Here is a 22512-nt window from a genome sequence, read left to right as displayed (position 1 = left end):
GTGTATAATGGCGCCGCTGTTACTTACTGCTCCTATTGGCGAGTAAGATGATTGCGCGATTTACTCTTTAATTTAACGACGAATTTATGTCGCGAGTGAGCGTTTTGTTAATTTAGCTGTAGTCTCGTGCGCCGAAAATAGCGGTTCCAATACGAACCATTGTACTACCAGCTTCGATTGCAGCGGTCATATCACCACTCATTCCCATTGATAATGTATCGATTTCTGGGAACTGAGCTTCGAGTGTTTGCTTCAATGTGGCCAACTTCTGAAACTCATGAAGTTGTGATTCGTAGTCAGACACGTTGGCAGGAATCGACATCAACCCTCTTAAAGTGAGGTTGGGTAGGCGAGAAATCAACTCCGCCAGCTCGAATACTTCCGCTTCGGTGACACCAGACTTAGATGCTTCACCACTGGTGTTAACCTGAATCAGAACTTGTAGCGGTTTAAGTTCACTGGGACGCTGATCATTCAGGCGTTGAGCAATCTTGGTTCGATCGATGGTGTGAACCCAATCGAAATGTTCAGCAACAAGTCGCGATTTATTCGACTGAATCGGGCCAATGAAGTGCCATTCGATTCGATTATCTGGATAATGCTCGGCAAAGTGCTGAACTTTACTGACGCCCTCTTGGACGTAGTTTTCACCAAAGGCGGTTTGTCCCGCTTGGTAGGCTTCGAGAATTGCCTCGACAGGTTTAGTTTTGCTTACCGCTAGAAGTTGCACTGACTCTGGAGTTCGACCACATTTTTGCTCGTCATATCGAATTTGAGAGGTGATATGTTCAATATTTTGTTGAATACTACTCATAGCTGTACTTTAGACTTAAGGATTTTAAATGGATATCACTGAGTTACTGGATTTTAGTGTAAAACATAATGCCTCGGATCTACATCTTTCTGCAGGTGTCCCACCAATGGTTCGTATTGATGGGGATGTGAGAAAACTAGGCATTCCAGCGTTTACACACCAAGAAGTGCATCGTTTGGTTTTCGAAATCATGAACGATGCCCAACGCAGTGAGTTCGAAGAAAAACTCGAAGTCGACTTCTCTTTTGAGTTGCATAACGTTGGTCGTTTCCGTGTCAACGCTTTCAACCAATCTCGTGGCTGTGCGGCAGTATTCCGTACCATTCCAAGTAGCATTCCAACTTTGGAAGAGCTGGAAGCTCCCGAGATCTTCAAAAAAATTGCGAACGCTGAAAAAGGCTTAGTTCTGGTTACTGGCCCAACAGGTTCTGGTAAATCGACGACCTTAGCAGCCATTGTTGACTACATTAATCGTAATCACAACAAGCACGTACTCACAATTGAAGATCCGATTGAATTTGTTCACAACAACAATAAATGTTTGATCAACCAGCGTGAAGTACACCGTGATACGCATAGTTTCCAAAACGCACTGCGCAGCGCATTGCGTGAAGACCCGGATGTCATTCTGGTTGGTGAGATGCGTGACAAAGAAACCATCAGCCTTGCGTTAACGGCGGCAGAAACGGGGCACTTAGTGTTCGGCACGTTACACACTAGCTCAGCGGCAAAAACCATTGACCGTATTATCGATGTGTTCCCTGGCAGTGATAAAGACATGGTGCGCTCGATGCTTTCTGAATCCCTTCGTTCGGTTATCGCGCAAAAGTTATTGAAACGTAATGGTGGTGGCCGTATTGCATGCCATGAAATCATGATGGCAACGCCTGCGATTCGTAACTTGATCCGCGAAGACAAAGTCGCGCAGATGTATTCGATCATTCAAACTGGTGCGGCTCACGGCATGCAAACCATGGAGCAAAATGCTCGTCAGTTAATGGCACAAGGTATGGTCGCTCGTGAAGAGGTCGATAGTAAGATCGGGTTAGAAGTGCAGCAATTCTCGTAATACGTAGGTGAACACGGAAGATGGATCTAAATAAATTTCTCGAAGGTATGCTGGCGCTGAAAGCGTCGGATCTGTACATCACGGTTGGTGCGCCAATTTTGTTTCGCGTGGATGGCGAATTGCGACCACAGGGTGAAAAACTCACCGAGAGTGATGTAGCGGCATTACTCGACAGTGCTATGGAGCCAGATCGGCGTCAGGAATTTCGTAAAAGTCGTGAGTCGAATTTTGCCATTGTGAGAGATTGTGGCCGCTTCCGTGTTAGTGCCTTTTTTCAACGAGAATTACCGGGTGCGGTGATTCGTCGTATTGAAACCAATATTCCCACCTTTGAGCAATTAAAGTTACCGTTAGTGTTGCAAGATTTAGCGATAGCCAAGCGTGGTTTGGTGCTGGTGGTTGGTGCTACTGGGTCAGGTAAGTCCACCACAATGGCGGCAATGACGGGCTATCGAAACAGCAACAAGACGGGGCACATTTTGACGGTCGAAGATCCGATCGAATTCGTGCATGAGCATAAGCGCTGTATCGTGACTCAACGCGAAGTTGGGTTAGATACGGAAAGCTATGAAGTTGCGCTTAAAAACTCGCTGCGCCAAGCACCAGATATGATTTTGATTGGTGAGATCCGTAGCCGTGAAACAATGGAATACGCGATGACGTTCGCTGAAACAGGTCACCTGTGTATGGCGACTTTGCACGCCAACAACGCCAACCAAGCCTTAGAGCGTATTCTTCACTTGGTACCGAAAGATCAAAAAGAACAATTCTTGTTTGATTTGTCGATGAACCTAAAAGGTGTGGTTGGTCAGCAGCTGATCCGAGATAAGAATGGGCAGGGGCGTCATGGTGTGTTTGAGATCTTGCTAAATAGCCCACGTGTGTCGGATTTGATCCGTCGCGGAGATTTGCATGAGTTGAAGTCAACCATGGCTCGCTCAAATGAGTTTGGTATGCTGACGTTCGATCAATCTCTTTATAAGTTGGTGATGCAAGGTAAGATCAGCGAAGAGGACGCGCTGCACAGTGCCGATTCGGCGAATGATTTGCGCTTGATGTTGAAAACACAGCGTGGCGAAGCATTCTCTACGGGCAGTCTTGCTAACGTTAAGATCGACATGGATTAAGCGTGTCTAGACGAAAAAAGGTTGGCACTTGCCAACCTTTTCTTGTTTTGAGTATTGTGTTTTATTCACCCCAGAGGGCTTCAAACCAGCTTTCTAGAATCACCACCGCTGACTGGCAGTCCACATTCCCTTTCGATAGGGCTTTGTAGCCGCCCATGCTGAACAACTCCGCACGAGCTTCTGCTGTAGATAATCGCTCATCATGCAGTTCAACAGGTAAGCCGTATCGGCCTTGCAGACGCTTAGCAAATTTTCGTGCACGAGGGGTTATGGTCTCAAGGTCTTTGCCATGAAGATCAGTTGGTAAACCGACCACTAGCAAATCTGGCTGCCACTCTTTGATTTGCTTTTCGATATCGTCCCAATTTGGAATACCGTCATTGGCTTTAAAGGCTTTTAATGGGGAAGCCGTACCAGTAATTTCTTGGCCAATAGCGCTACCAATGCTTTTGGTTCCAAAGTCAAAAGCCATAATTGTGCGTGACATAAGGTGTCTCTATCTAATGTAACTGTATTTCGGACTAAGCATGTCCAGAGTCTGCTGAAAGATGACTGGGGTCGATGCCCAGCTTTTCGACCGCTTTCTTCCAACGCTCGTTGATTGGTGTATTAAAGATAATTTCAGGCGTCGCTTCAATGGTGAGCCAAGAGTTTTCGACCAGCTCATTTTCTAATTGGCCTGCACTCCAACCTGAGTAGCCAAGTGCCACTAAGTAATCACTTGGTTCTGCTTCTGTTCCTAACACCGAAAGAATATCACGTGAAGTGGTTACAGCGAGGTCATCGGTCATTTGGACGCTGGACTCGTAGTAATCTTTAGGTTTATGCAGAATAAAACCACGATCTTCCGAGATTGGGCCGCCATTGTAGACTGGTCTATCTAAACTGGCTTCAAATAGACGTGGGTGTACCGGCTGAACTTCCACCTGCTTGAGCATGTTGCCGACGGTGATATCAACAGGAGCATTGATCATCAACCCCATAGCGCCGTCTTCGTTGTGCTCACAAACGTAGATCACGCTGTTTTGAAAGTACGGATCTTTCATCCCAGGCATGGCAACTAAAAAGTGATTTGTGAGATTCATACTCATATTGACCCTTAACTCTCGTAAATGCCCCTAAGCAAACATCATACAGTTTACCATCTAGGTATGTGCATGAGTTTGCTTAAGTTAATGTACTACGCTCTCTATTAACTGTAATACAGTTTGAGTTATTCGCCTTTTACTCGACGCTCAATCGCATCCATCAGTTTGCCAGTGATTGAGATATCAAAAGCCGCTTCAATTTCGCGAATACAGGTTGGGCTGGTGACGTTGATTTCCGTTAGCTTATCGCCAATTACGTCAAGGCCAACAAAGATAAGGCCTTTTTCTTTCAGTGTAGGGGCCACTGTTTGAGCTATCTTAATATCGGTCTCGCTTAGTGGTCGAGCCTCACCTGTGCCACCAGCTGCAAGGTTACCGCGCGTTTCACCTTTTGCAGGAATACGAGCTAGACAGTAAGGCATTGGTTCACCATCTACGACTAAGATACGTTTGTCACCGTTGCTGATATCTGGCACGAAGGTTTGCGCCATTGCGTAGTTTTGACCGTGGTTGGTCAGTGTCTCGATGATTACAGAGACGTTAGGGTCGTTTTCTTTTACACGGAAGATAGAGGCGCCGCCCATACCATCAAGCGGTTTTAGGATGACATCACCATGCTTTTCACGAAACTCTTTAATTTTCTCTGCTTTTCGCGTCACGATTGTCGTTGGTGTCAGCTCAGGGAACCACGCTGTAAACAGTTTTTCATTACAATCACGTAGACTTTGAGGTTTGTTAACGATCAGTGTACCTTGTTCTTCTGCACGCTCAAGGATGTAAGTCGCGTAGATGTATTCTGTGTCAAACGGAGGATCTTTACGCATTAGCACAGCGTCTAGCTCAGACAGTTCGATCGTTTGCTCTGATTTGAACTCGTACCAACCGTTTGGATCTTCTTTTAGTTCCACCACTTTAGTATCTGCAATAGCAACGCCTTGATCGAGATGCAGATCATTCATTTCCATGTAGTGGATTTCATAGCCGCGTCGTTGCGCTTCAAGCATCATGGCAAAGCTAGAGTCTTTTTTGATGTTAATGGACGAAATTGGGTCCATCACAATGCCGAGTTTGATCATTATTTTTCTCCGTTTAACCAAGATCGCCGAAACGAACTTGTAAGGCTGTAATTGCTGTCAGAGCCGCTGTTTCGGTGCGCAGAACGCGAGGGCCGAGTAGCGTTTCTTCAAATTGATATTCTCGAGTCATCTCGATCTCTTCAGACGATAAACCGCCTTCAGGGCCGATCAGTAGGCGCACTTTCTCAACAGGTGTTGGCAGAGTGTTGATTGAGTAGTTAGCACGAGGATGAAGATTGAGCTTTAAGCCATCGTACTCTTCTTTACACCACTCTTCCAAGCTCATAATTGGACGAATTTCTGGAACGACATTGCGTCCACACTGCTCACAGGCACTGATGGCGATTTTTTGCCATTGCGCGAGTTTTTTCTCAAAGCGCTTTTGGTCAAGCTTGACGCCACAACGTTCGGAAATCAGAGGTGTGATGGTATTGACGCCAAGTTCCACTGACTTTTGGATAGTGAACTCCATCTTATCGCCACGCGAAATAACTTGACCAAGGTGCAGGTCTAAAGGGGATTCAATACTGTTTTCTACACGCTCAGTAATGTTAACCAAAACCGTCTTTTTGCTGACTTCACTGATAACCGCTGGGAATTCTGCGCCGCTGCCGTCAAATAGGAGAACGTCTTGACCTTCTTTCATGCGCAGAACACGGCCGATATGGCCTGCTGCGTCGTCACTTAAAGCAAGTGAGCCAAGTTGATGAATGGTTTCTGGATGATAAATTCGAGGGATACGCATGAGATTTCCAGCAAGAGAATAAACTTAAACCCTAACATGGATGCTTTCCACCGAAAAAACAAGGGGCAAGAAGCGTTTCAATATCAGTTATTGAAACGCTTCAAGGTAGAGGAGTACTAGAGTGCGCGACAGGCTTTTTGAACAAATGGGTTATGATTGCCTTGTACTTTGGCAATGCGCTCGTCACGCTCACATTCCCATTTATCGACTGGGTAGGTTTTGTTCCAAGCACTCATCAACTGCGTTTGCTGTTTTGATAATTTAAAGCCGTACTCTTTGCTCATGTATAGGTAGGTACGAGCAATCGAACCTCGAGCACGGTCTGGTGGCATGACTTTACGCTGCTTAAAGTTCACTTGCATCTCACAGCGACCATAACTCACGCCATCGATACCGTTCCATTGGCTAAAGTTGTAGTTCGAACGGTCACCGTTTACTTCACCAATGGCAGGGGTTAGGTTGTGCAGGTCTGCTTCCATCAAGCGAAATGTTTTGTCTTTTTTCTTGCAGTTTTTACGTCCGCCATCTTGCCAGCATTGACGCTGGTGGCCAAATTGCCACGCAGGTACAACGTGCTCCCATTCGATTCGTGCGGCCCGCTTTTCCTGTTTACGGACTTGGTAACCGCAAGAGGCTAAATCTGGGGAGCCTTTTTTGCCTTGCCATTGAATGTTGCAGCCACAGTAAAAGCTCGTTGGATGGTCTTGATAAATTTTTACCGCCTCACGTTTGGCGGCAGAGAATGAACTTGGTGGCGCGGCAACCGCAGTGATAGAAAGCGCGACAAGTAACAGAGAGAATAGGTATTTCATGATTAAAGTCTTTATAAAGTATGACTTTATTCATGATAACACGCATAAAATAGCTTTAGTGATGAGTGAGTTAACAATAAGTGGCGAAGAGAAGCTTTTGATAAACTCGATCTTTATTTTGGGAACGCAAGTAACACTATGAGATATAGATTACGATAATTGAACGCCTGTGAAGTTAAGTGGTTGGCGGCATTTTTGACAAGAGTACGTCGCCTCTTTGCGCAGCACTTTATTATGACGGCGAATCGATAGAGGGTAGGTCATACAACCACAACGATACTCAAAGGTTTTACCTTGAACGGATTTTACTTCAAAGCTGTGAGTGGTTTTGGCTGGCACTTTAAATACGGCTTCCATGACACCTTGCCATTCTTTGCCGTGAGGCCTAACTCGTCCGTAAATCTGATAGGTAATTAGGTGAGCGACCTCGTGAGGAATGACTTCATCTAAGAATGCTTGGGTGTTTTCGCGAAATAAAACGGGGTTTAGGCGAACTTGATTTAATTGAAGGTAGGCTTTTCCTGCCGCTTTCCCGCGGACGTTGAAGGTGATTGTTGGAATAGGGAAAGAACGTTTGAAAGCTTGCTCTGCCATCGCGATGCAGTCCGCCATCACTTGCTTGGCTTTATAGCTTAGTTCTATATCCACAACTCACCTCGATAAATCAAATAAAAAAGCCCCCGCATTTGCGAGGGCCAGATCATAGCATCAGTTAATTACGGAGTGTGTTTTTTCTTGATGGTGGCATGGTAAGCGTGCCATGTACCGTAGCCTAGAATTGGCATGGTAAACAACATTCCGATCCCGTAGGTCGCAAAGCCGATAAGAATACCGCCGCAGATGATCGCTGCCCAAACAATCATCGCTGGAATGTTGGATTTCACCGCATTAAAGCTGGTAAATACAGCGGTCATCATGTCTACGCGACGCTCCATCATGAGCGGAATAGAAAAGGCTGAAATGCTAAACACCACACAAGCCAAAACAAAGCCAACTAAAGAGCCGATGACAAGGAAGGGTAGGAACTCACTTAAAGGTGCCCCTTGAACAGAAGGGTAGAGCGCATGAAGTAGAGCGGCAATGCGCATCCAAAATATCATACACACTGCGAGTAACACGGCGAATGCCCATTGAGATGTTGAGTTACGACCGATCGCTTTCATTGAATGGAACAAGCTAGCTTTGTGTCCGCGCTCTCTCTCCCAACTGGCATCATACAAACCGAGCGCGAGAAACGGACCAATTAACATATAAACAATCAAACTGGGCATGACGACCAAGTGTGTGCCTTGCCATTGTACGAGCAAAACAATACCTATCGCAGCCGCCATAAAACAGATGCCATAGAAAGCACTGATGAGGGGCATTCGCACGAAATCATGCAGACCTAATGCGAGCCAATGAAAAGGTGCAGAAAGATTGACCGTATTGCACGGTATGGTTCTGGCGTATTCGTTGTCTGGCACTTCCTTTCGCTTGTTGTGGAAGTCCGATGGATTAACAGTTCGAGGCATAACTCCTCCTTGATTTATTCCCACATTATCCGCTTATACCAACTGACAGCGGTTTTTGTTCAGTCAAACTTGAAGCGACTTTTTCAAGTTTACATCTGAGCATTGGCTTAGTTTGGTATCGGCCATAAAGATGCCTGACTCGTGTCTTTATTAAGTGTTGCTGCCACATCGCCAGCATCCGACGTCTCTATTTAAATTGGAATTAACAATATTTTAACTATTGGCGGAGATGGGGTAATTTACAAATAATTGCTTAAAATTTATTCGGTATAAAAATGAGGGAGAAACAGGACTGCTTTGTGGTGCAGGGCGGTATGAGCCGAAATGGCTGGATAAAAGTTGCTGAAAATAAAAAGCCCCCGCCATAGGCGAGGGCTTGATTGATTCTTGCTTGGCTTGATTATTTGATGCCAGCGAAATCGCGTAGAAGTGCAGCTTTGTCTGTCGCTTCCCACGGGAATTCTTCACGACCGAAGTGACCGTAAGCCGCTGTCTTCTTGTAGATAGGTTGAAGAAGGTTAAGCATTTCTTGTAGACCGTATGGACGTAGGTCGAAGAATTGACGAACCGCTTCAATGATGATGTCGTGAGATACTTTCTCAGTACCGAACGTTTCCACCATGATAGACGTTGGATCAGCAACACCGATTGCGTAAGAAAGTTGGATCTCACAACGGTCAGCCATGCCAGCCGCTACGATGTTTTTCGCTACGTAACGTGCTGCGTATGCTGCACTACGGTCAACTTTTGATGGATCTTTACCAGAGAACGCACCGCCACCGTGACGAGCTGCGCCGCCGTAAGTATCTACGATGATCTTACGACCTGTTAGACCACAGTCACCCATAGGACCACCGATTACGAAGCGACCAGTTGGGTTGATGAAGAAGTTTGTTTCTTTGTTGATCCACTCAGAAGGTAGCACTGGTTTAATGATCTCTTCCATTACCGCTTCACGCAGGTCTGAAGTTGAGATTGAATCACAGTGTTGAGTTGAAAGAACAACCGCGTCGATACCAACGATGTTACCTTGATCGTATTGGAATGTTACCTGAGATTTTGCATCAGGACGCAACCAAGGTAGTGTGCCGTTTTTACGAACTTCTGCTTGCTTTTGAACAAGACGGTGAGAGTAAGTAATTGGCGCTGGCATTAGTACTTCAGTTTCGTTACAAGCGTAACCAAACATGATGCCTTGGTCGCCTGCACCTTGTTCTTTAGGGTCAGCTTTATCAACACCTTGGTTGATATCTGGCGACTGTTTACCGATTGTGTTTAGTACCGCACAAGAATCTGCGTCAAAGCCCATATCTGAATGTACGTAGCCGATTTCACGAACGGTTTCACGAGTTAACTCTTCGATGTCTACCCATGCTGAAGTCGTGATTTCACCACCCACCATTACCATACCGGTTTTAACGTAAGTCTCACATGCAACACGAGCCTTTGGATCTTGCTCTAGAATCGCGTCAAGAACCGCATCAGAAATCTGGTCTGCAATTTTATCTGGATGACCTTCTGATACTGACTCAGAAGTAAACAGGTGCTTAGCCATGTTAGCTCCACTATATCTGGTTTAAAACTGGGGAATGATAAACTCTCCAGCGCAAATTAATACTAATTTTTGTAGGTGTATCTACATCTAGACGTCTATTCTAAATTTGATTGCTCGAATTACAAGCTCTTTTTTGGTTTTTGTTATAACCAAACGTTTGCCTGATTTATTGATAATTTTAAGAACTTCGAACGATTTGGCGCGAAAGGTGCAATATTTGTGAGGTTTTGGGCTGGAAAACGTTTGCACACCTAACAGGGCTTTGAGAGAATTATGACCTACTTTTCGTTTCGCTTAATGTACTCAGGAGCAGACATGTCGTCTCGTAAACATCTTGCCAATGCAATTCGTGCTCTAAGCATGGATGGTGTTCAACAAGCTAACTCAGGCCACCCAGGCGCACCAATGGGTATGGCTGATATCGCTGAAGTTCTTTGGCGCTCTCACCTAAACCACAACCCATCAAACCCAGAGTGGGCCGACCGCGACCGCTTCGTGCTATCAAACGGTCACGGCTCAATGCTTATTTACTCTCTACTGCACTTAAGCGGTTATGAGCTATCTATTGACGATCTGAAAAACTTCCGTCAATTGCACTCAAAAACCCCAGGTCACCCAGAGTACGGCTACGCGCCTGGTATCGAGACAACAACGGGTCCTCTTGGCCAAGGCATCACTAATGCTGTTGGTATGGCTATCGCAGAGAAAGCACTAGCGGCACAGTTCAACAAAGAAGGTCACGACATCGTTGACCACTTTACGTATGTGTTCATGGGTGACGGCTGTCTAATGGAAGGCATCTCGCACGAAGCATGCTCTCTAGCAGGTACGCTAGGTCTAGGCAAACTGATCGCGTTTTGGGATGACAACGGTATCTCTATCGATGGTCACGTTGAAGGTTGGTTCTCTGACGATACACCTAAGCGTTTCGAAGCTTACGGCTGGCACGTAATCCCAGCGGTAGATGGTCACGATCCTGAAGCAATCAACGCAGCGATTGAAGCGGCTAAAGCGGATCCTCGTCCGACTCTAATCTGTACTAAAACAATTATCGGTTTCGGTTCTCCTAACAAGTCTGGTTCGCACGACTGTCACGGTGCGCCATTAGGTCACGATGAGATTCAAGCGGCTCGCGAATACCTAGGTTGGGAGTACGGTCCATTTGAAATCCCTGCAGATGTTTACGCTGAGTGGGACGCAAAAGAAGCAGGTGCAGCGAAAGAAGCGGCTTGGAATGAAAAGTTTGAAGCATACGCAGCAGCTTACCCTGCAGAAGCAGCAGAGCTTAAACGTCGTCTAAACGGCGAACTTCCAGCGGAATGGGAAGAAAAAGCGAACCAAATCATTGCTGATCTTCAAGCAAACCCAGCGAACATTGCATCACGTAAAGCATCGCAAAATGCACTAGAAGCGTTTGGTCAAATGCTTCCTGAGTTTATGGGTGGTTCTGCTGACCTAGCGCCTTCTAACCTGACCATGTGGTCTGGTTCTAAGTCTCTAGAAACGGATGACTTCTCTGGCAACTACATCCACTACGGTGTACGTGAATTCGGTATGACCGCTATCATCAACGGTATCGCATTGCACGGTGGTTTCGTTCCTTACGGCGCAACATTCCTAATGTTCATGGAATACGCTCGTAACGCAATGCGTATGGCTGCGCTGATGAAAATTCAGAACATCCAAGTGTACACGCACGATTCGATTGGTCTTGGCGAAGATGGCCCAACTCACCAACCTGTTGAGCAAATGGCATCTCTACGCGTAACGCCAAACATGAGCACATGGCGTCCGTGTGACCAGGTTGAGTCTGCCGTAGCATGGAAACTAGCGATTGAACGTAAAGATGCACCAACAGCACTTATCTTCTCTCGTCAAAACTTAGCGCAACAAGATCGTACAGCTGAGCAAGTAGCGAACATCGCGAAAGGTGCTTACATCCTGAAAGATTGCGAAGGCAAGCCAGAGCTTATCCTTATCGCAACAGGCTCTGAAGTTGAGCTAGCAGTAGAAGCTGCGACTCAACTAACAGCAGAAGGTAAGAAAGTACGCGTGGTTTCAATGCCATCAACAGATGCATTCGACAAGCAAGACGCCGCTTACCGTGAAGCAGTATTGCCATCAGACGTAACGGCACGCATCGCTATCGAAGCAGGTATTGCTGACTTCTGGTACAAGTACGTTGGTTTCGATGGTCGCATCATCGGCATGACGACATTTGGTGAATCTGCACCTGCTGGTCAACTATTCGAGATGTTTGGCTTCACGACTGAAAACGTAGTGAACACAGCAAAAGAATTGCTAGCGTAACTGCTAGATTGTCTCAATAGTCCGAACGTAAAGGACGACTGTTAGATACTAAAGTTGGAAAGGCCATCATTGCGATGGCCTTTTTGTTTTTTGTCAGGTTTTCCAACCTTGTGGAATGCTTTGGTGAATACAGTCTAAAAGTACGGATAAGCGCAGTGGTGGTCTTCCTGCAGGCGTATAGCAGTTAATGGAGATGGGCTCTGAAAGCCAACCTTCTAAGCAAGGTGTGATTCGACCCGGATGATGTTTCTCGTAGCCGCTTGCTGTCCAAGTTGGCAGCAGTCCAATACCATGACCATTCGCGATGCTGTCGATCTGCATTGCGATGTTGTCGCTGTATAAGCGACTCACAAATGGCTCTAAAAAGAACTCACCGTGTTGGGGGTGTGAGAGCATCAATCCATTTTCTTGTACCGAGCCAAAATCGATCCACGGATGCGCTTCAAGCTCTTTGGGGTGCAGGATCGAACCGTGTTGTTCAAGATAAGCTGGAGAGGCAAAGGGCGTGTAACGAAATGAGCCTAATACCTCTTTGCGCCAATCGAGATCTTTACGCTCACCGAGCCAGATGAACAAATCTGGGTCATGGTGCGCTTCAGAAAAGTCACTGGTAAGCTGAACCCTAACATCAGGATTATCGGCAAGAAAACCGTTGAGCACACCACCTAGCCAACTTCTAACTAATGCTGTGTGACAAACAATATGCAGCGGCCCTGAAACTTGGTTTGTTAAACCTTGAAGCGCGTCATAACTCTCTTCACTTAGCTCAAGAATCTGGCGACTGTAGTGGGCAAAAATTTCTCCCGCTCTTGTCAGAACTAATCGGTTACCTTGTCTTGCGGTTAGAGCCTGACCGAAATCTTCTTCTAATTGTGCTAAGCGACGACTTAGCGTTGATTTAGGCTGGTTAAGGGCCTTGGCAGCGGCGGTCAAACTCTTATGCTGATTGAGCGCATCAAAGGCTCGAATTGATGCTAAGTCGTGCATATTTCATTTACTCCTTACTGCGTTATGCACGGGTTCCATAAATGGGAAGAACCGTTCCATAACTCTCACTATGCATCTCATTCTATTTGTGAATAATTCACTTTCGAAAATAATAATCATTATCAATTATGGAGATGTAGATGTCTACTCTTAGACTGCCAGTTATTACTGCAACTGGTATTTTAGCCTTCGTCAGTGTCCCTCATGTGTTTGCCAATGATGCGGTTTCTAAAATGGAAACAGTGGTTGTAACTGCATCAAGTTATGAGCAATCTCAAGCGGACGCGCCTGCAAGTATTAGTGTGATTTCACGTGAGGAGTTGGACTCTCGTTATTACCGCGATGTGACTGATGCACTAAAAAGTGTGCCTGGTGTCGTCGTAACAGGTGGTGGTGACACTACCGATATCAGTATCCGAGGTATGGGTTCTAAATACACTTTGATACTGGTCGATGGTAAACGTCAAAGCACACGTGAAACTCGCCCAAATAGTGATGGCCCTGGTATCGAACAAGGCTGGTTACCCCCTCTTCAAGCGATTGAGCGAATTGAAGTTATCCGTGGTCCAATGTCGACGCTTTATGGCTCTGATGCGATTGGTGGTGTAATTAACGTGATCACGCGAAAAGACGCGATGGAGTGGACAGGTAATGTTCAGCTAGGCACGGTTCTGCAAGAAAACAGTCGCTCGGGCGGAGAGCAGAGCGCGAATTTCTTCGTCAATGGGCCGCTAGCCGAAAATCTATCTCTCCAAGTATACGGTCAGTATACCGCAAGAGAAGAAGACGATATTGAATACGGTTATGAAGATAAAGATATGCAAAGTATCTCTTCAAAACTGACCTACCAGATTAATGACCGCCATTCTGTGCAACTAGAGGGTGGCACATCGGCACAAAGTCGTCGCGGTAACGTTGGCCTTTCCGTACCAACGACGGGGTGCCGAAGAGGTTGTGAGGATTCACTCAACGAATATCGTCGTAATTATGTAACGCTAAGTCACAATGGCGACTGGGACTCGGTTGGCATCTCAGATACTTACTTACAACGTGAAGAGAGCGAGAACAAATCTCGCGAGATGACGATCACTAACACCACGTTCAAATCGAGCTTAGTGACTGGTATTGGAAACCATACGCTGACAACCGGTGTGGATGCTACTCACGCCGAGCTTGAAGATTTTACTTCCAATAAAGCGTCATCGAAGACCGAAACATCGAATACGCAGTGGGCTGTTTTCATTGAAGATGAGTGGAGAATCGCCGATCCGTTTAGCGTTACGCTTGGTGGTCGTCTAGATCATGACGAAAACTATGGTGCGCACTTTAGTCCGCGTGTCTATGGTGTATGGCGAGTTGACCCATCTTGGACTGTGAAAGGTGGCGTGGCAACAGGTTTCCGTTCTCCGCAATTACGTGAAATTACTCCTGGTTGGGCGCAAGTCAGTGGCGGCGGTAATATCTACGGTAACCCAGACCTTGACCCTGAAACGTCGCTAAACAAAGAAATCAGTGTCTTGTATCAAGGTGACTCTGGTTTAGATGTCTCTTTGACTGCGTTCCATAATGAGTTCAAAGACAAGATCACACGTGTTGTTTGTCCAGATACCATCTGTACAGATGGACCAAACCAATGGGGGGCAGATCCAACGTACCGCATTAACGTGGACGAAGCGGTCACACAAGGTATTGAAGCGACCTTAGCATCGCCATTAACGGAAACCATTTACCTCAGCTCGAGCTACACATTTACCGACTCAGAGCAAAAAACAGGTGAATACAAAGGCATGCCGCTGCAACAGTTACCAAAGCATCTGTTTAATGTGTATGTAACTTGGCAAACAACAACAGATCTAGAAAGCTGGGCTAAAGTCACTTACCGAGGTAAAGAAATGGATCCGGTTACTGGCCCATCAAGAAACAGTATTGTAGAGCCTGCTTATACCTTTGTGGACGCTGGTGTGACATACCAGTTAACCGATAATACTCGTATTAAAGGCGCGATCTATAACTTGCTGGATGAGGAAATCAGTTACGAAGAATACGGATATGTCGAAGATGGTCGTCGCTACTGGTTAGGTTTAGACGTCGCATTTTAATTATTGTTGTAATAAGGCCGAGCATTGTCTCGGCCTTTTTTAATCCTGCTTTACTATGATTCAACAGGTGCGTTTTTCAGCCTGATCAGGTAGTATCTGTGACACGAAATTTTTGGTAGGGCGAAGGATAAATGCTAAAGGTTGCGATCAATGGATTTGGACGTATAGGTCGTAATGTTCTGCGAGCCGTATATGAAAGCGGAAAACATCAGCAGATCAAGGTTGTGGCGGTTAACGAATTAGCGCAGCCAGAAGCGATGGCGCACCTACTGCAATATGACACTAGTCATGGTCGCTTCGGTAAAAAAATCTCCCACGACCAAGAACACTTGCATGTTCATCATGACAGCGGCGAATATGACTCTATTCGCATTCTTCACCTCTCTGAACTCGAACTACTTCCTTGGCGTGATTTAGAAGTCGATATTGTCTTGGATTGCACTGGCGTGTTTGGTTCACAAGCCGATGGGCAAGCGCATATAGAAGCTGGCGCGAAGAAAGTGCTGTTTTCACACCCGGGCGCAAACGACATAGATAATACGATTATCTATGGTGTGAACCACGAAACTCTGAAAGACGAACACCGTGTTGTCTCCAATGGCTCTTGCACCACCAACTGTATCGTTCCCATCATTAAAGTGTTAGACGAAGCCTTCGGTATTGAGTCCGGTACCATTACCACGATTCACTCTTCCATGAACGATCAGCAAGTAATCGATGCGTACCATAACGATCTACGCCGTACCCGCGCTGCGAGCCAATCTATTATTCCGGTTGACACCAAGTTGCATAAGGGGATTGAAAGAATCTTCCCGAAATTTTCCAACAAATTCGAAGCAATTTCTGTTCGTGTCCCAACCGTTAACGTCACTGCAATGGATTTAAGTGTCACAATTAATACAAATGTGAAAGTTAATGACGTAAATCAAACCATTGTTAACGCATCTCAGTGTACATTACGTAACATTGTTGACTATACTGAATCGCCACTCGTTTCCATCGACTTTAACCACGATCCCCATAGTGCGATTGTAGATGGAAGCCAGACTAGAGTGAGTAACGGGCAACTCGTAAAAATGCTCGTTTGGTGCGACAATGAATGGGGCTTTGCTAACCGGATGCTGGATACTGCCTTAGCAATGCAAGCTTCTTCTCAAGTGGATCAGTAATGACGAAGAAGTGATGGAGAATTTTTATTTCAAGCCTTGAAATAAATCCATGATATCTCCATATCATCTATAACCAGTTTGAAGAATTAACAGGCTTGGCAGGGTTGCCGAGTTTTCAAAAACTTTAATTATCAATATTTGAGAGGACACATCATGTCTGTAATCAAGATGACTGACCTGGATCTTGCAGGTAAACGTGTATTTATCCGTGCTGACCTAAACGTGCCAGTAAAAGACGGTAAAGTAACTTCAGATGCACGTATCATCGCATCTCTTCCAACTATTAAGCACTGCCTAGAGGCAGGGGCTAAAGTAATGGTTACGTCTCACCTAGGTCGCCCAACTGAAGGTGAATACGCTGAAGAGTTCTCTCTACAACCAGTTGTTAACTACCTAAACGACGCACTAGATTGTGAAGTTAAGCTAGCAAAAGACTACCTAGATGGCCTAGAGCTAAACGCTGGTGAACTTGTTGTTCTAGAAAACGTTCGCTTTAACAAAGGCGAAAAGAAAAACGACGAAGAGCTATCTAAGAAATACGCAGCACTATGTGACGTATTCGTAATGGATGCATTCGGTACGGCTCACCGCGCTCAAGCGTCAACTCATGGTGTTGGTATGCACGCACCTATCGCTTGTGCTGGCCCTCTTCTAGCAAACGAGCTTGAAGCGCTAGGTAAAGCAATGGACAACCCAGCTCGCCCAATGGTTGCTATCGTAGGTGGTTCAAAAGTTTCTACTAAGCTAACTGTACTTGAGTCTCTATCTAAAATCGCTGACCAACTAGTTGTTGGTGGTGGTATTGCTAACACATTTATCGCAGCTGCTGGCCACAACGTTGGTAAGTCTCTATACGAAGCGGATCTAGTAGACACTGCTAAGAAGCTAATGGATGAGTGTGCAATTCCAGTAGCAACTGATGTTGCATGTGCGAAAGCATTCGACGAAAACGCAGAAGCAGAAATTAAGCACGTTTCTGAAGTACAAGACGACGACATGATCTTCGACCTTGGCCCAGATTCAACAGCTGAACTAGCAGAAATCCTTAAGAACGCGAAGACTATCCTATGGAACGGTCCAGTAGGCGTATTCGAATTCAAGAACTTCGAAGCAGGTACTAAAGGTATCTCAGAAGCTATCGCAGCATCTGAAGGCTTCTCTGTTGCTGGTGGTGGTGACACGCTAGCAGCTATCGACAAGTTCGGTATCAAAGCTGACGTTTCTTACATCTCTACAGGTGGCGGCGCTTTCCTTGAGTTCGTAGAAGGTAAAGTTCTTCCAGCAGTAGAAATGCTAGAAGCACGCGCTAAGTAATTAAAGCAAAGCGGGGGAGTGATTCTCCCGCTTTCTTGTTTGCTGCAACGTGTGAGGAACTCTGCTAGAATAGCCTCAGTTGTGAGCAAACGTTTGCAAGATTTTCAACTTAACAAGTTTTGTTTAAAAACGACAGATAAATAGGATTACATCCATGTCTAAGATCTTCGACTTCGTAAAACCAGGTGTTATCTCTGGCGATGACGTTCAGAAAGTATTTGAAGTTGCAAAAGAAAACAGCTTTGCACTTCCAGCAGTAAACTGTGTGGGTACTGACTCTGTAAACGCAGTACTTGAAGCAGCTGCAAAAGTTAAAGCTCCAGTTATCGTTCAATTCTCTAACGGTGGCGCTGCTTTCTTTGCTGGTAAAGGTCTAAAACTTGAAGGTCAAGAGGCTCAAATCCTAGGTGCTGTTGCTGGTGCGAAATACGTTCACGCTGTAGCTGAAGCTTACGGTGTTCCAGTAATCCTACACACTGACCACGCTGCTAAGAAACTACTTCCTTGGATCGACGGTCTACTAGACGCTGGTGAAGAGTACTTCGCGCAAACTGGTAAGCCACTATTCTCTTCTCACATGATCGACCTTTCTGAAGAGTCTCTAGAAGAGAACATCGAGATTTCTGCTAAGTACCTAGAGCGCATGGCTAAAATGAACATGACTCTAGAAATCGAACTAGGTTGTACTGGTGGTGAAGAAGACGGCGTTGACAACTCTGATATGGATGCGTCTGAGCTATACACTTCTCCAGAAGACGTTGCATACGCATACGAGAAACTAAGCGCAATCAGCCACCGTTTCACTATCGCAGCATCTTTCGGTAACGTACACGGCGTGTACAAGCCAGGTAACGTTGTTCTAACTCCAACTATCCTACGTGATTCTCAAGCGCACGTTTCTGAGAAATTCGGTCTTCCAGCGAACTCTCTAAACTTCGTATTCCACGGTGGTTCAGGTTCTTCTCTAGAAGAAATCCGTGAGTCTATCGGTTACGGTGTTATCAAAATGAACATCGATACTGATACACAGTGGGCAACTTGGGATGGTATCCGTAAGTTCGAAGCTGAAAACCACGATTACCTACAAGGTCAAATCGGTAACCCAACTGGTGAAGATGCACCAAACAAGAAGTACTACGATCCACGCGTATGGCTACGTGCTGGTCAAGCTTCAATGGTAGCTCGTCTAGAGCAAGCATTTGCTGACCTAAACGCAGTTGACGTACTATAATCGTTACTGATTAAGTTACTTAAAAACCCGCTTTTTGAGCGGGTTTTTTTATGTCTATCATTTTGCCCCTATGTTTCTTTCCCTGTTTTCCTATTGATATCTTTATGCGTCAGGTTGTATTTTCTGGTGGGATGTTCCCCCTTTAACGTTTTTAAATAAAAACATAGGAATATCAGTCATAGGAGTGGCGAAATAAGAGTGCATTGCGTAACCTGTAACAAGCCAATATCAGAAAACTCTGATAAAGTCTTGTTTTGCATATCTTTGCGAAACTCTGACTTTGAAAAAAGTCAAAGTTGGGATATTGTGCCAAAAATCTGACACTGTTCAGTGGGGCAATAGGGATGTTGTTTTAGAAAAGAGCCTTTAAAAAACAAGGTTCATAAATTAACGGCAATTGGATTTATATATCTTTATTTTTGAGGATAAGAATTATGGCAGGTGAATCGGTGGGTATCGATACCACTTTAACGGATGGTCTAACTCAGGCTGAAACTTGGCTGACAAACAACTCAGATCTACTGGTTCAGTACGGTGTGAACATTATCTCTGCGCTGCTTATTCTGTTTATCGGTAATATTATCGTTAAAGCAGTCGCTGGTAGTGTTTCTAAAGTACTAGAAAAGAAAAACATGGATAAGGCTGTCGTTGAATTTATTCACGGTCTTGTTCGTTACTTGCTATTTGTAATCGTACTTATCGCCGCTCTTGGTCGATTAGGCGTTCAAACCGCTTCAGTCGTGGCTGTAATCGGTGCGGCAGGTCTTGCTGTTGGTCTTGCGCTACAAGGTTCACTATCAAACTTTGCAGCTGGTGTACTCATTGTTGCGTTCCGTCCATTCAAATCTGGCGACTACGTAGAAATTGGCGGTGTAGCGGGTAGTGTTGAAGCAATTCAAATCTTCCAAACTGTTCTAAAAACACCAGACAACAAGATGGTTGTTGTGCCTAACTCGTCAGTAATCGGTGGTGCAATTACTAACTACTCTCGTCATGCAACGCGACGTGTCGACTTAGTGATTGGTGTGTCATACAAAGCGGATCTTAAACTAACGAAGAAAGTAATTCGCGAGACGCTAGAAAAAGATCCGCGTATCTTGAAAGATCCTGATATCACAATCGGCGTACTTACGCTGGCAGACTCTTCAGTAAACTTTGTGGTTCGCCCATGGGTGAAAACTGCAGATTACTGGGGCGTATACTTTGATGCAATGCAAGGTATTAAAGAAGCATTGGATGAAAATGGTATCGAAATTCCATTCCCACAAATGGATGTTCATCTGAACAAAATCGACGCTTAATACAAGCGGTAGATATTCGAAAGCGAGGCCAATTGGCCTCGCTTTTTTATATCTCATAAAGAATGTGATTACCGGCAAGCAATAGACGTTTTAGATGTTTACCTGCAAAGCCAAAGGTGAATTCAGGCAATCCTGGCGTATAGAGCAACTCTTCGTGTTGATACAGGGTTGTATCAACAATGAGCGTGACATATTCAGGTAAGCCAATCGGACATACCGCTCCAGGCAAACAACCTAACACTTCGACCATTTCACCGTCGTCACAAATTGAGGGGCGTTTACCTGTGACGGCCTTTATTTGTTTGGCATCGAGGCGAGAGTCTTTTTCTGTTAGATAAATTGCGTAGCCTTGTCCTTTAAGTTTTAAGAAGAGGCTTTTGGTGTGTGTGCCTGTCCATCCAAGCTCGGACGCAACTCTTATATCCGTGTCAAAGTCTAAGATGGCTTCATGCTGCCATTCCCGAAAAGGAATAGAGAGCGCGTTGAGTCGCTCTCTATTGATATCATAGATACGCTTTAGTGACTCCATGTCTTTGTTGTCCTGTTGATTACCAGTACTTTTCAATAAGTTCGCTAGCTAAAACATACGCAATCGTGAACATCATTACTGCGACCGCGATGTCGATGCCTTTTTTCACTCTTGGCTTTGATAGGGTAGGACCTAGTTTTGCGGCTCCTATCGACAAGGTATAGAACCAAACAAAGGAAGCCATCATCGTACCTAGTGCAAAAGCAATTCGGTCATGGCCTTCAAACTGCCCACCAATAGAGCCCAGAATAACGACTGTATCTAAGTACAAGTGTGGGTTAAGTACTGTGACGGCTAAAGCACCTAATATGACCGTTCGACGACCACGAGCGACGACTTCACCTTTTGATTCTGACTCACTGCCTGACTTAAACGCACTCTTAAGTGACAGTAATCCATAAAAGCTCAGGAAGGCAATACCACCAAGCGTCACCGATGTTAGTAAGATTTCGTTTTGAGACAGAATCGCACCACCACCAAAGATACCTAGAGAAATGAAGATCATATCTAGGATGCTACAAATAGTGGCAGTCGTCAGGTGATGATTGCGCTTTATGCCTTGATTTAAGACATACGCATTTTGTGCGCCGATCGGAATGATCATTGATGCCCCTAAACCAAACCCTTGCAATAGAACCCACAAGCTCACACTTCACCTCACTTCAAAATAACCAATAAATTCTCAGAAGAGTGAAAGATAAAGAGTTTATCTAAATAAGTATAATTAATGATTTTAATATTATATTAGCCAAGCTAATTTAAGGGTTGATGTTTTATCAGGAGAGGAAGATCAGGATGAGAGGGTTGGACTATAAATGGATTGAGGCATTAGATGCCGTGGTTTATCAGGGGAGCTTTGAGCGTGCAGCCGAACATTTATTTGTCTCGCAATCAGCTATTTCTCAACGTATTAAACAATTAGAAAAGTTTCTCGCACAACCCGTTTTGGTTCGTAGTCAACCACCCAAGCCAACGCCGATTGGTAAAAAGTTATTAGGCCTTTATCGTCGAGTGCGCTTACTCGAGCATGAAATTCTGCCCGAACTCAAGAATGATACCAGTACTCGACCTGTACAACTCTCTTTGGCGACCAATGCTGATAGCCTTGCTACTTGGCTACTGCCTGCACTGCAAGATGTCATGAAGCAGCGTCAGGTTGAACTCAAACTCACTATCTACGGTGAATCTCGTTCCATCGAAAAGCTAAAAAGTGGCGAAGTGACGGGGGCGATCAGCTTAGAATCCCAGCCGATACCTGGCTGTAGAGCGGATTACTTGGGACGTGTTGATTACGTTTGTGTCGCGAGCCCGGAGTTTTATCAGCGTTACTTTGCTCAAGGCGTTAATAACCAGACGTTGGCCAAGGCGCCGGCCGTTTCGTATGATCAATATGATGACCTACATAAAACCTTTCTTACCGAGCATTTCAATGTCAGCCCTGATAGCGTCATTCACCATAACATCAGCAGCTCTGAAGCGTTTCTAAAAGTGGCGTTAGCTGGTGTAGCCTATTGCTTAATCCCTCGTTTGCAAATTACCGACGAGCTAGAGCGTGGCGCGTTGGTTGATGTTACTCCCGGTTTTTTAATGTCCCATCGGATTTATTGGCATCATTGGCAACTGGAAACGGGGGTTCTACAAGAAATCTCACACGCGATAGTCGGGTATGCTCAGCGACACTTACCTCAATAAGTTCATTGTCGCATCGATGGGTTCATTGCCGACAGAGTGTTTCGTTGAAAAATTACGCCAATGTTACATAGTCAAAGTTG

21 protein-coding genes are annotated in these 22512 nt (G+C 45.3%); 9 read left to right on the top strand and 12 right to left on the bottom strand.

Annotated features, from left to right (window positions below; translation table 11 throughout):
- Positions 1-112 precede the first annotated feature (112 nt).
- Positions 113-814, bottom strand: coding sequence for a YggS family pyridoxal phosphate-dependent enzyme (locus F7Y48_RS08300; protein ID WP_054575409.1), 702 nt, complete (start codon positions 812-814; stop codon positions 113-115).
- A 28-nt stretch (positions 815-842) separates the two neighbouring features.
- Between F7Y48_RS08300 and F7Y48_RS08295 the strand changes: the two genes are divergently transcribed.
- Together F7Y48_RS08295 and F7Y48_RS08290 are read left to right on the top strand one after the other, a co-directional pair.
- The gene (locus F7Y48_RS08295) at positions 843-1883 is read left to right on the top strand and encodes a type IV pilus twitching motility protein PilT (RefSeq protein ID WP_005381015.1); all 1041 of its coding nucleotides are present in this window, start codon (positions 843-845) and stop codon (positions 1881-1883) included.
- Positions 1884-1903: 20 nt separating this feature from the next.
- A complete protein-coding gene (locus tag F7Y48_RS08290) occupies positions 1904-3010 on the top strand; it encodes a PilT/PilU family type 4a pilus ATPase (RefSeq protein ID WP_006743091.1) in 1107 nt (368 codons plus the stop codon).
- Between the two features lie 61 nt (positions 3011-3071).
- On the opposite strand, the gene ruvX is transcribed toward F7Y48_RS08290, so the two are convergent.
- The 8 genes from ruvX to metK all read right to left on the bottom strand — a co-directional run bounded on the left by ruvX (position 3072) and on the right by metK (position 9800).
- Positions 3072-3497, bottom strand: a complete 426-nt coding sequence (ruvX, locus tag F7Y48_RS08285) for a Holliday junction resolvase RuvX (protein ID WP_005381017.1) — start codon at positions 3495-3497, stop codon at positions 3072-3074.
- A 34-nt stretch (positions 3498-3531) separates the two neighbouring features.
- Positions 3532-4095 (bottom strand): YqgE/AlgH family protein, encoded by a 564-nt coding sequence (locus F7Y48_RS08280; RefSeq protein ID WP_005393973.1) that lies wholly within the window; start codon positions 4093-4095, stop codon positions 3532-3534.
- A 128-nt stretch (positions 4096-4223) separates the two neighbouring features.
- Positions 4224-5174, bottom strand: coding sequence for a glutathione synthase (gshB, locus tag F7Y48_RS08275; protein ID WP_316683311.1), 951 nt, complete (start codon positions 5172-5174; stop codon positions 4224-4226).
- Positions 5175-5187: 13 nt separating this feature from the next.
- A complete protein-coding gene (gene rsmE / locus F7Y48_RS08270) occupies positions 5188-5919 on the bottom strand; it encodes a 16S rRNA (uracil(1498)-N(3))-methyltransferase (RefSeq protein WP_005393970.1) in 732 nt (243 codons plus the stop codon).
- 116 nt (positions 5920-6035) lie between these two features.
- Positions 6036-6731, bottom strand: coding sequence for a deoxyribonuclease I (gene endA / locus F7Y48_RS08265; protein ID WP_258641982.1), 696 nt, complete (start codon positions 6729-6731; stop codon positions 6036-6038).
- A gap of 150 nt (positions 6732-6881) precedes the next feature.
- Positions 6882-7379: a SprT family zinc-dependent metalloprotease gene (locus tag F7Y48_RS08260; protein WP_145473482.1), complete on the bottom strand. Its 498-nt coding sequence runs from the start codon at positions 7377-7379 to the stop codon at positions 6882-6884.
- Between the two features lie 68 nt (positions 7380-7447).
- Positions 7448-8245 (bottom strand): DUF2189 domain-containing protein, encoded by a 798-nt coding sequence (locus tag F7Y48_RS08255; protein WP_005381026.1) that lies wholly within the window; start codon positions 8243-8245, stop codon positions 7448-7450.
- 400 nt (positions 8246-8645) lie between these two features.
- Positions 8646-9800, bottom strand: a complete 1155-nt coding sequence (gene metK / locus F7Y48_RS08250; RefSeq protein WP_005381027.1) for a methionine adenosyltransferase — start codon at positions 9798-9800, stop codon at positions 8646-8648.
- Positions 9801-10115: 315 nt separating this feature from the next.
- On the opposite strand from metK, the gene tkt reads away from it, so the two are divergent.
- A complete protein-coding gene (gene tkt, locus F7Y48_RS08245; RefSeq protein WP_005393956.1) occupies positions 10116-12110 on the top strand; it encodes a transketolase in 1995 nt (664 codons plus the stop codon).
- Between the two features lie 93 nt (positions 12111-12203).
- On the opposite strand, the gene F7Y48_RS08240 is transcribed toward tkt, so the two are convergent.
- Positions 12204-13097, bottom strand: a complete 894-nt coding sequence (locus F7Y48_RS08240; protein ID WP_005393954.1) for a LysR family transcriptional regulator — start codon at positions 13095-13097, stop codon at positions 12204-12206.
- Positions 13098-13237: 140 nt separating this feature from the next.
- On the opposite strand from F7Y48_RS08240, the gene F7Y48_RS08235 reads away from it, so the two are divergent.
- The 5 genes from F7Y48_RS08235 (at position 13238) to mscS (ending at position 20211) form a co-directional block, all read left to right on the top strand.
- On the top strand, positions 13238-15196 hold the full coding sequence (locus F7Y48_RS08235; protein WP_316683301.1) for a ligand-gated channel protein: 1959 nt from the start codon (positions 13238-13240) through the stop codon (positions 15194-15196).
- A gap of 131 nt (positions 15197-15327) precedes the next feature.
- Positions 15328-16365 (top strand): erythrose-4-phosphate dehydrogenase, encoded by a 1038-nt coding sequence (gene epd / locus F7Y48_RS08230; protein ID WP_248381215.1) that lies wholly within the window; start codon positions 15328-15330, stop codon positions 16363-16365.
- Positions 16366-16518: 153 nt separating this feature from the next.
- Complete coding sequence (locus F7Y48_RS08225) at positions 16519-17679, top strand: phosphoglycerate kinase (RefSeq protein ID WP_005393948.1); 1161 nt, start codon at positions 16519-16521, stop codon at positions 17677-17679.
- A gap of 154 nt (positions 17680-17833) precedes the next feature.
- Entirely contained in the window at positions 17834-18910 is a 1077-nt protein-coding gene (gene fbaA, locus F7Y48_RS08220; protein ID WP_005393947.1) for a class II fructose-bisphosphate aldolase, read from the top strand.
- Between the two features lie 434 nt (positions 18911-19344).
- Positions 19345-20211, top strand: a complete 867-nt coding sequence (gene mscS, locus F7Y48_RS08215; RefSeq protein ID WP_005393946.1) for a small-conductance mechanosensitive channel MscS — start codon at positions 19345-19347, stop codon at positions 20209-20211.
- Between the two features lie 46 nt (positions 20212-20257).
- Here the strand turns inward: mscS and F7Y48_RS08210 are convergent, their stop codons facing one another.
- Complete coding sequence (locus F7Y48_RS08210; protein WP_104974797.1) at positions 20258-20740, bottom strand: YbaK/EbsC family protein; 483 nt, start codon at positions 20738-20740, stop codon at positions 20258-20260.
- A gap of 19 nt (positions 20741-20759) precedes the next feature.
- Complete coding sequence (locus F7Y48_RS08205; protein WP_258505851.1) at positions 20760-21389, bottom strand: LysE/ArgO family amino acid transporter; 630 nt, start codon at positions 21387-21389, stop codon at positions 20760-20762.
- A gap of 146 nt (positions 21390-21535) precedes the next feature.
- Here F7Y48_RS08205 and F7Y48_RS08200 point away from each other — a divergent pair, with 146 nt between their 5' ends.
- Positions 21536-22432, top strand: coding sequence for a LysR family transcriptional regulator ArgP (locus F7Y48_RS08200; RefSeq protein ID WP_046875104.1), 897 nt, complete (start codon positions 21536-21538; stop codon positions 22430-22432).
- Positions 22433-22512: the final 80 nt, after the last annotated feature.

It is taken from the genome of Vibrio sp. 2-1-2a, assembly GCF_032648565.1.
In the GTDB taxonomy this organism is placed as follows: Bacteria; Pseudomonadota; Gammaproteobacteria; order Enterobacterales; family Vibrionaceae; genus Vibrio; species Vibrio diabolicus.
This window is presented reverse-complemented; position numbering and strand designations above follow the sequence as displayed.

What these genes read in the sequence shown, in the direction of transcription:
- F7Y48_RS08300 (WP_054575409.1), bottom strand. Translation starts at nt 814, where the DNA reads ATGAGTAGTATTCAACAAAATATTGAACATATCACCTCTCAAATTCGA.
- F7Y48_RS08295 (WP_005381015.1), top strand. Translation starts at nt 843, where the DNA reads ATGGATATCACTGAGTTACTGGATTTTAGTGTAAAACATAATGCCTCG.
- F7Y48_RS08290 (WP_006743091.1), top strand. Translation starts at nt 1,904, where the DNA reads ATGGATCTAAATAAATTTCTCGAAGGTATGCTGGCGCTGAAAGCGTCG.
- ruvX (WP_005381017.1), bottom strand. Translation starts at nt 3,497, where the DNA reads ATGTCACGCACAATTATGGCTTTTGACTTTGGAACCAAAAGCATTGGT.
- F7Y48_RS08280 (WP_005393973.1), bottom strand. Translation starts at nt 4,095, where the DNA reads ATGAATCTCACAAATCACTTTTTAGTTGCCATGCCTGGGATGAAAGAT.
- gshB (WP_316683311.1), bottom strand. Translation starts at nt 5,174, where the DNA reads ATGATCAAACTCGGCATTGTGATGGACCCAATTTCGTCCATTAACATC.
- rsmE (WP_005393970.1), bottom strand. Translation starts at nt 5,919, where the DNA reads ATGCGTATCCCTCGAATTTATCATCCAGAAACCATTCATCAACTTGGC.
- endA (WP_258641982.1), bottom strand. Translation starts at nt 6,731, where the DNA reads ATGAAATACCTATTCTCTCTGTTACTTGTCGCGCTTTCTATCACTGCG.
- F7Y48_RS08255 (WP_005381026.1), bottom strand. Translation starts at nt 8,245, where the DNA reads ATGCCTCGAACTGTTAATCCATCGGACTTCCACAACAAGCGAAAGGAA.
- metK (WP_005381027.1), bottom strand. Translation starts at nt 9,800, where the DNA reads ATGGCTAAGCACCTGTTTACTTCTGAGTCAGTATCAGAAGGTCATCCA.
- tkt (WP_005393956.1), top strand. Translation starts at nt 10,116, where the DNA reads ATGTCGTCTCGTAAACATCTTGCCAATGCAATTCGTGCTCTAAGCATG.
- F7Y48_RS08240 (WP_005393954.1), bottom strand. Translation starts at nt 13,097, where the DNA reads ATGCACGACTTAGCATCAATTCGAGCCTTTGATGCGCTCAATCAGCAT.
- F7Y48_RS08235 (WP_316683301.1), top strand. Translation starts at nt 13,238, where the DNA reads ATGTCTACTCTTAGACTGCCAGTTATTACTGCAACTGGTATTTTAGCC.
- epd (WP_248381215.1), top strand. Translation starts at nt 15,328, where the DNA reads ATGCTAAAGGTTGCGATCAATGGATTTGGACGTATAGGTCGTAATGTT.
- F7Y48_RS08225 (WP_005393948.1), top strand. Translation starts at nt 16,519, where the DNA reads ATGTCTGTAATCAAGATGACTGACCTGGATCTTGCAGGTAAACGTGTA.
- fbaA (WP_005393947.1), top strand. Translation starts at nt 17,834, where the DNA reads ATGTCTAAGATCTTCGACTTCGTAAAACCAGGTGTTATCTCTGGCGAT.
- mscS (WP_005393946.1), top strand. Translation starts at nt 19,345, where the DNA reads ATGGCAGGTGAATCGGTGGGTATCGATACCACTTTAACGGATGGTCTA.
- F7Y48_RS08210 (WP_104974797.1), bottom strand. Translation starts at nt 20,740, where the DNA reads ATGGAGTCACTAAAGCGTATCTATGATATCAATAGAGAGCGACTCAAC.
- F7Y48_RS08200 (WP_046875104.1), top strand. Translation starts at nt 21,536, where the DNA reads ATGAGAGGGTTGGACTATAAATGGATTGAGGCATTAGATGCCGTGGTT.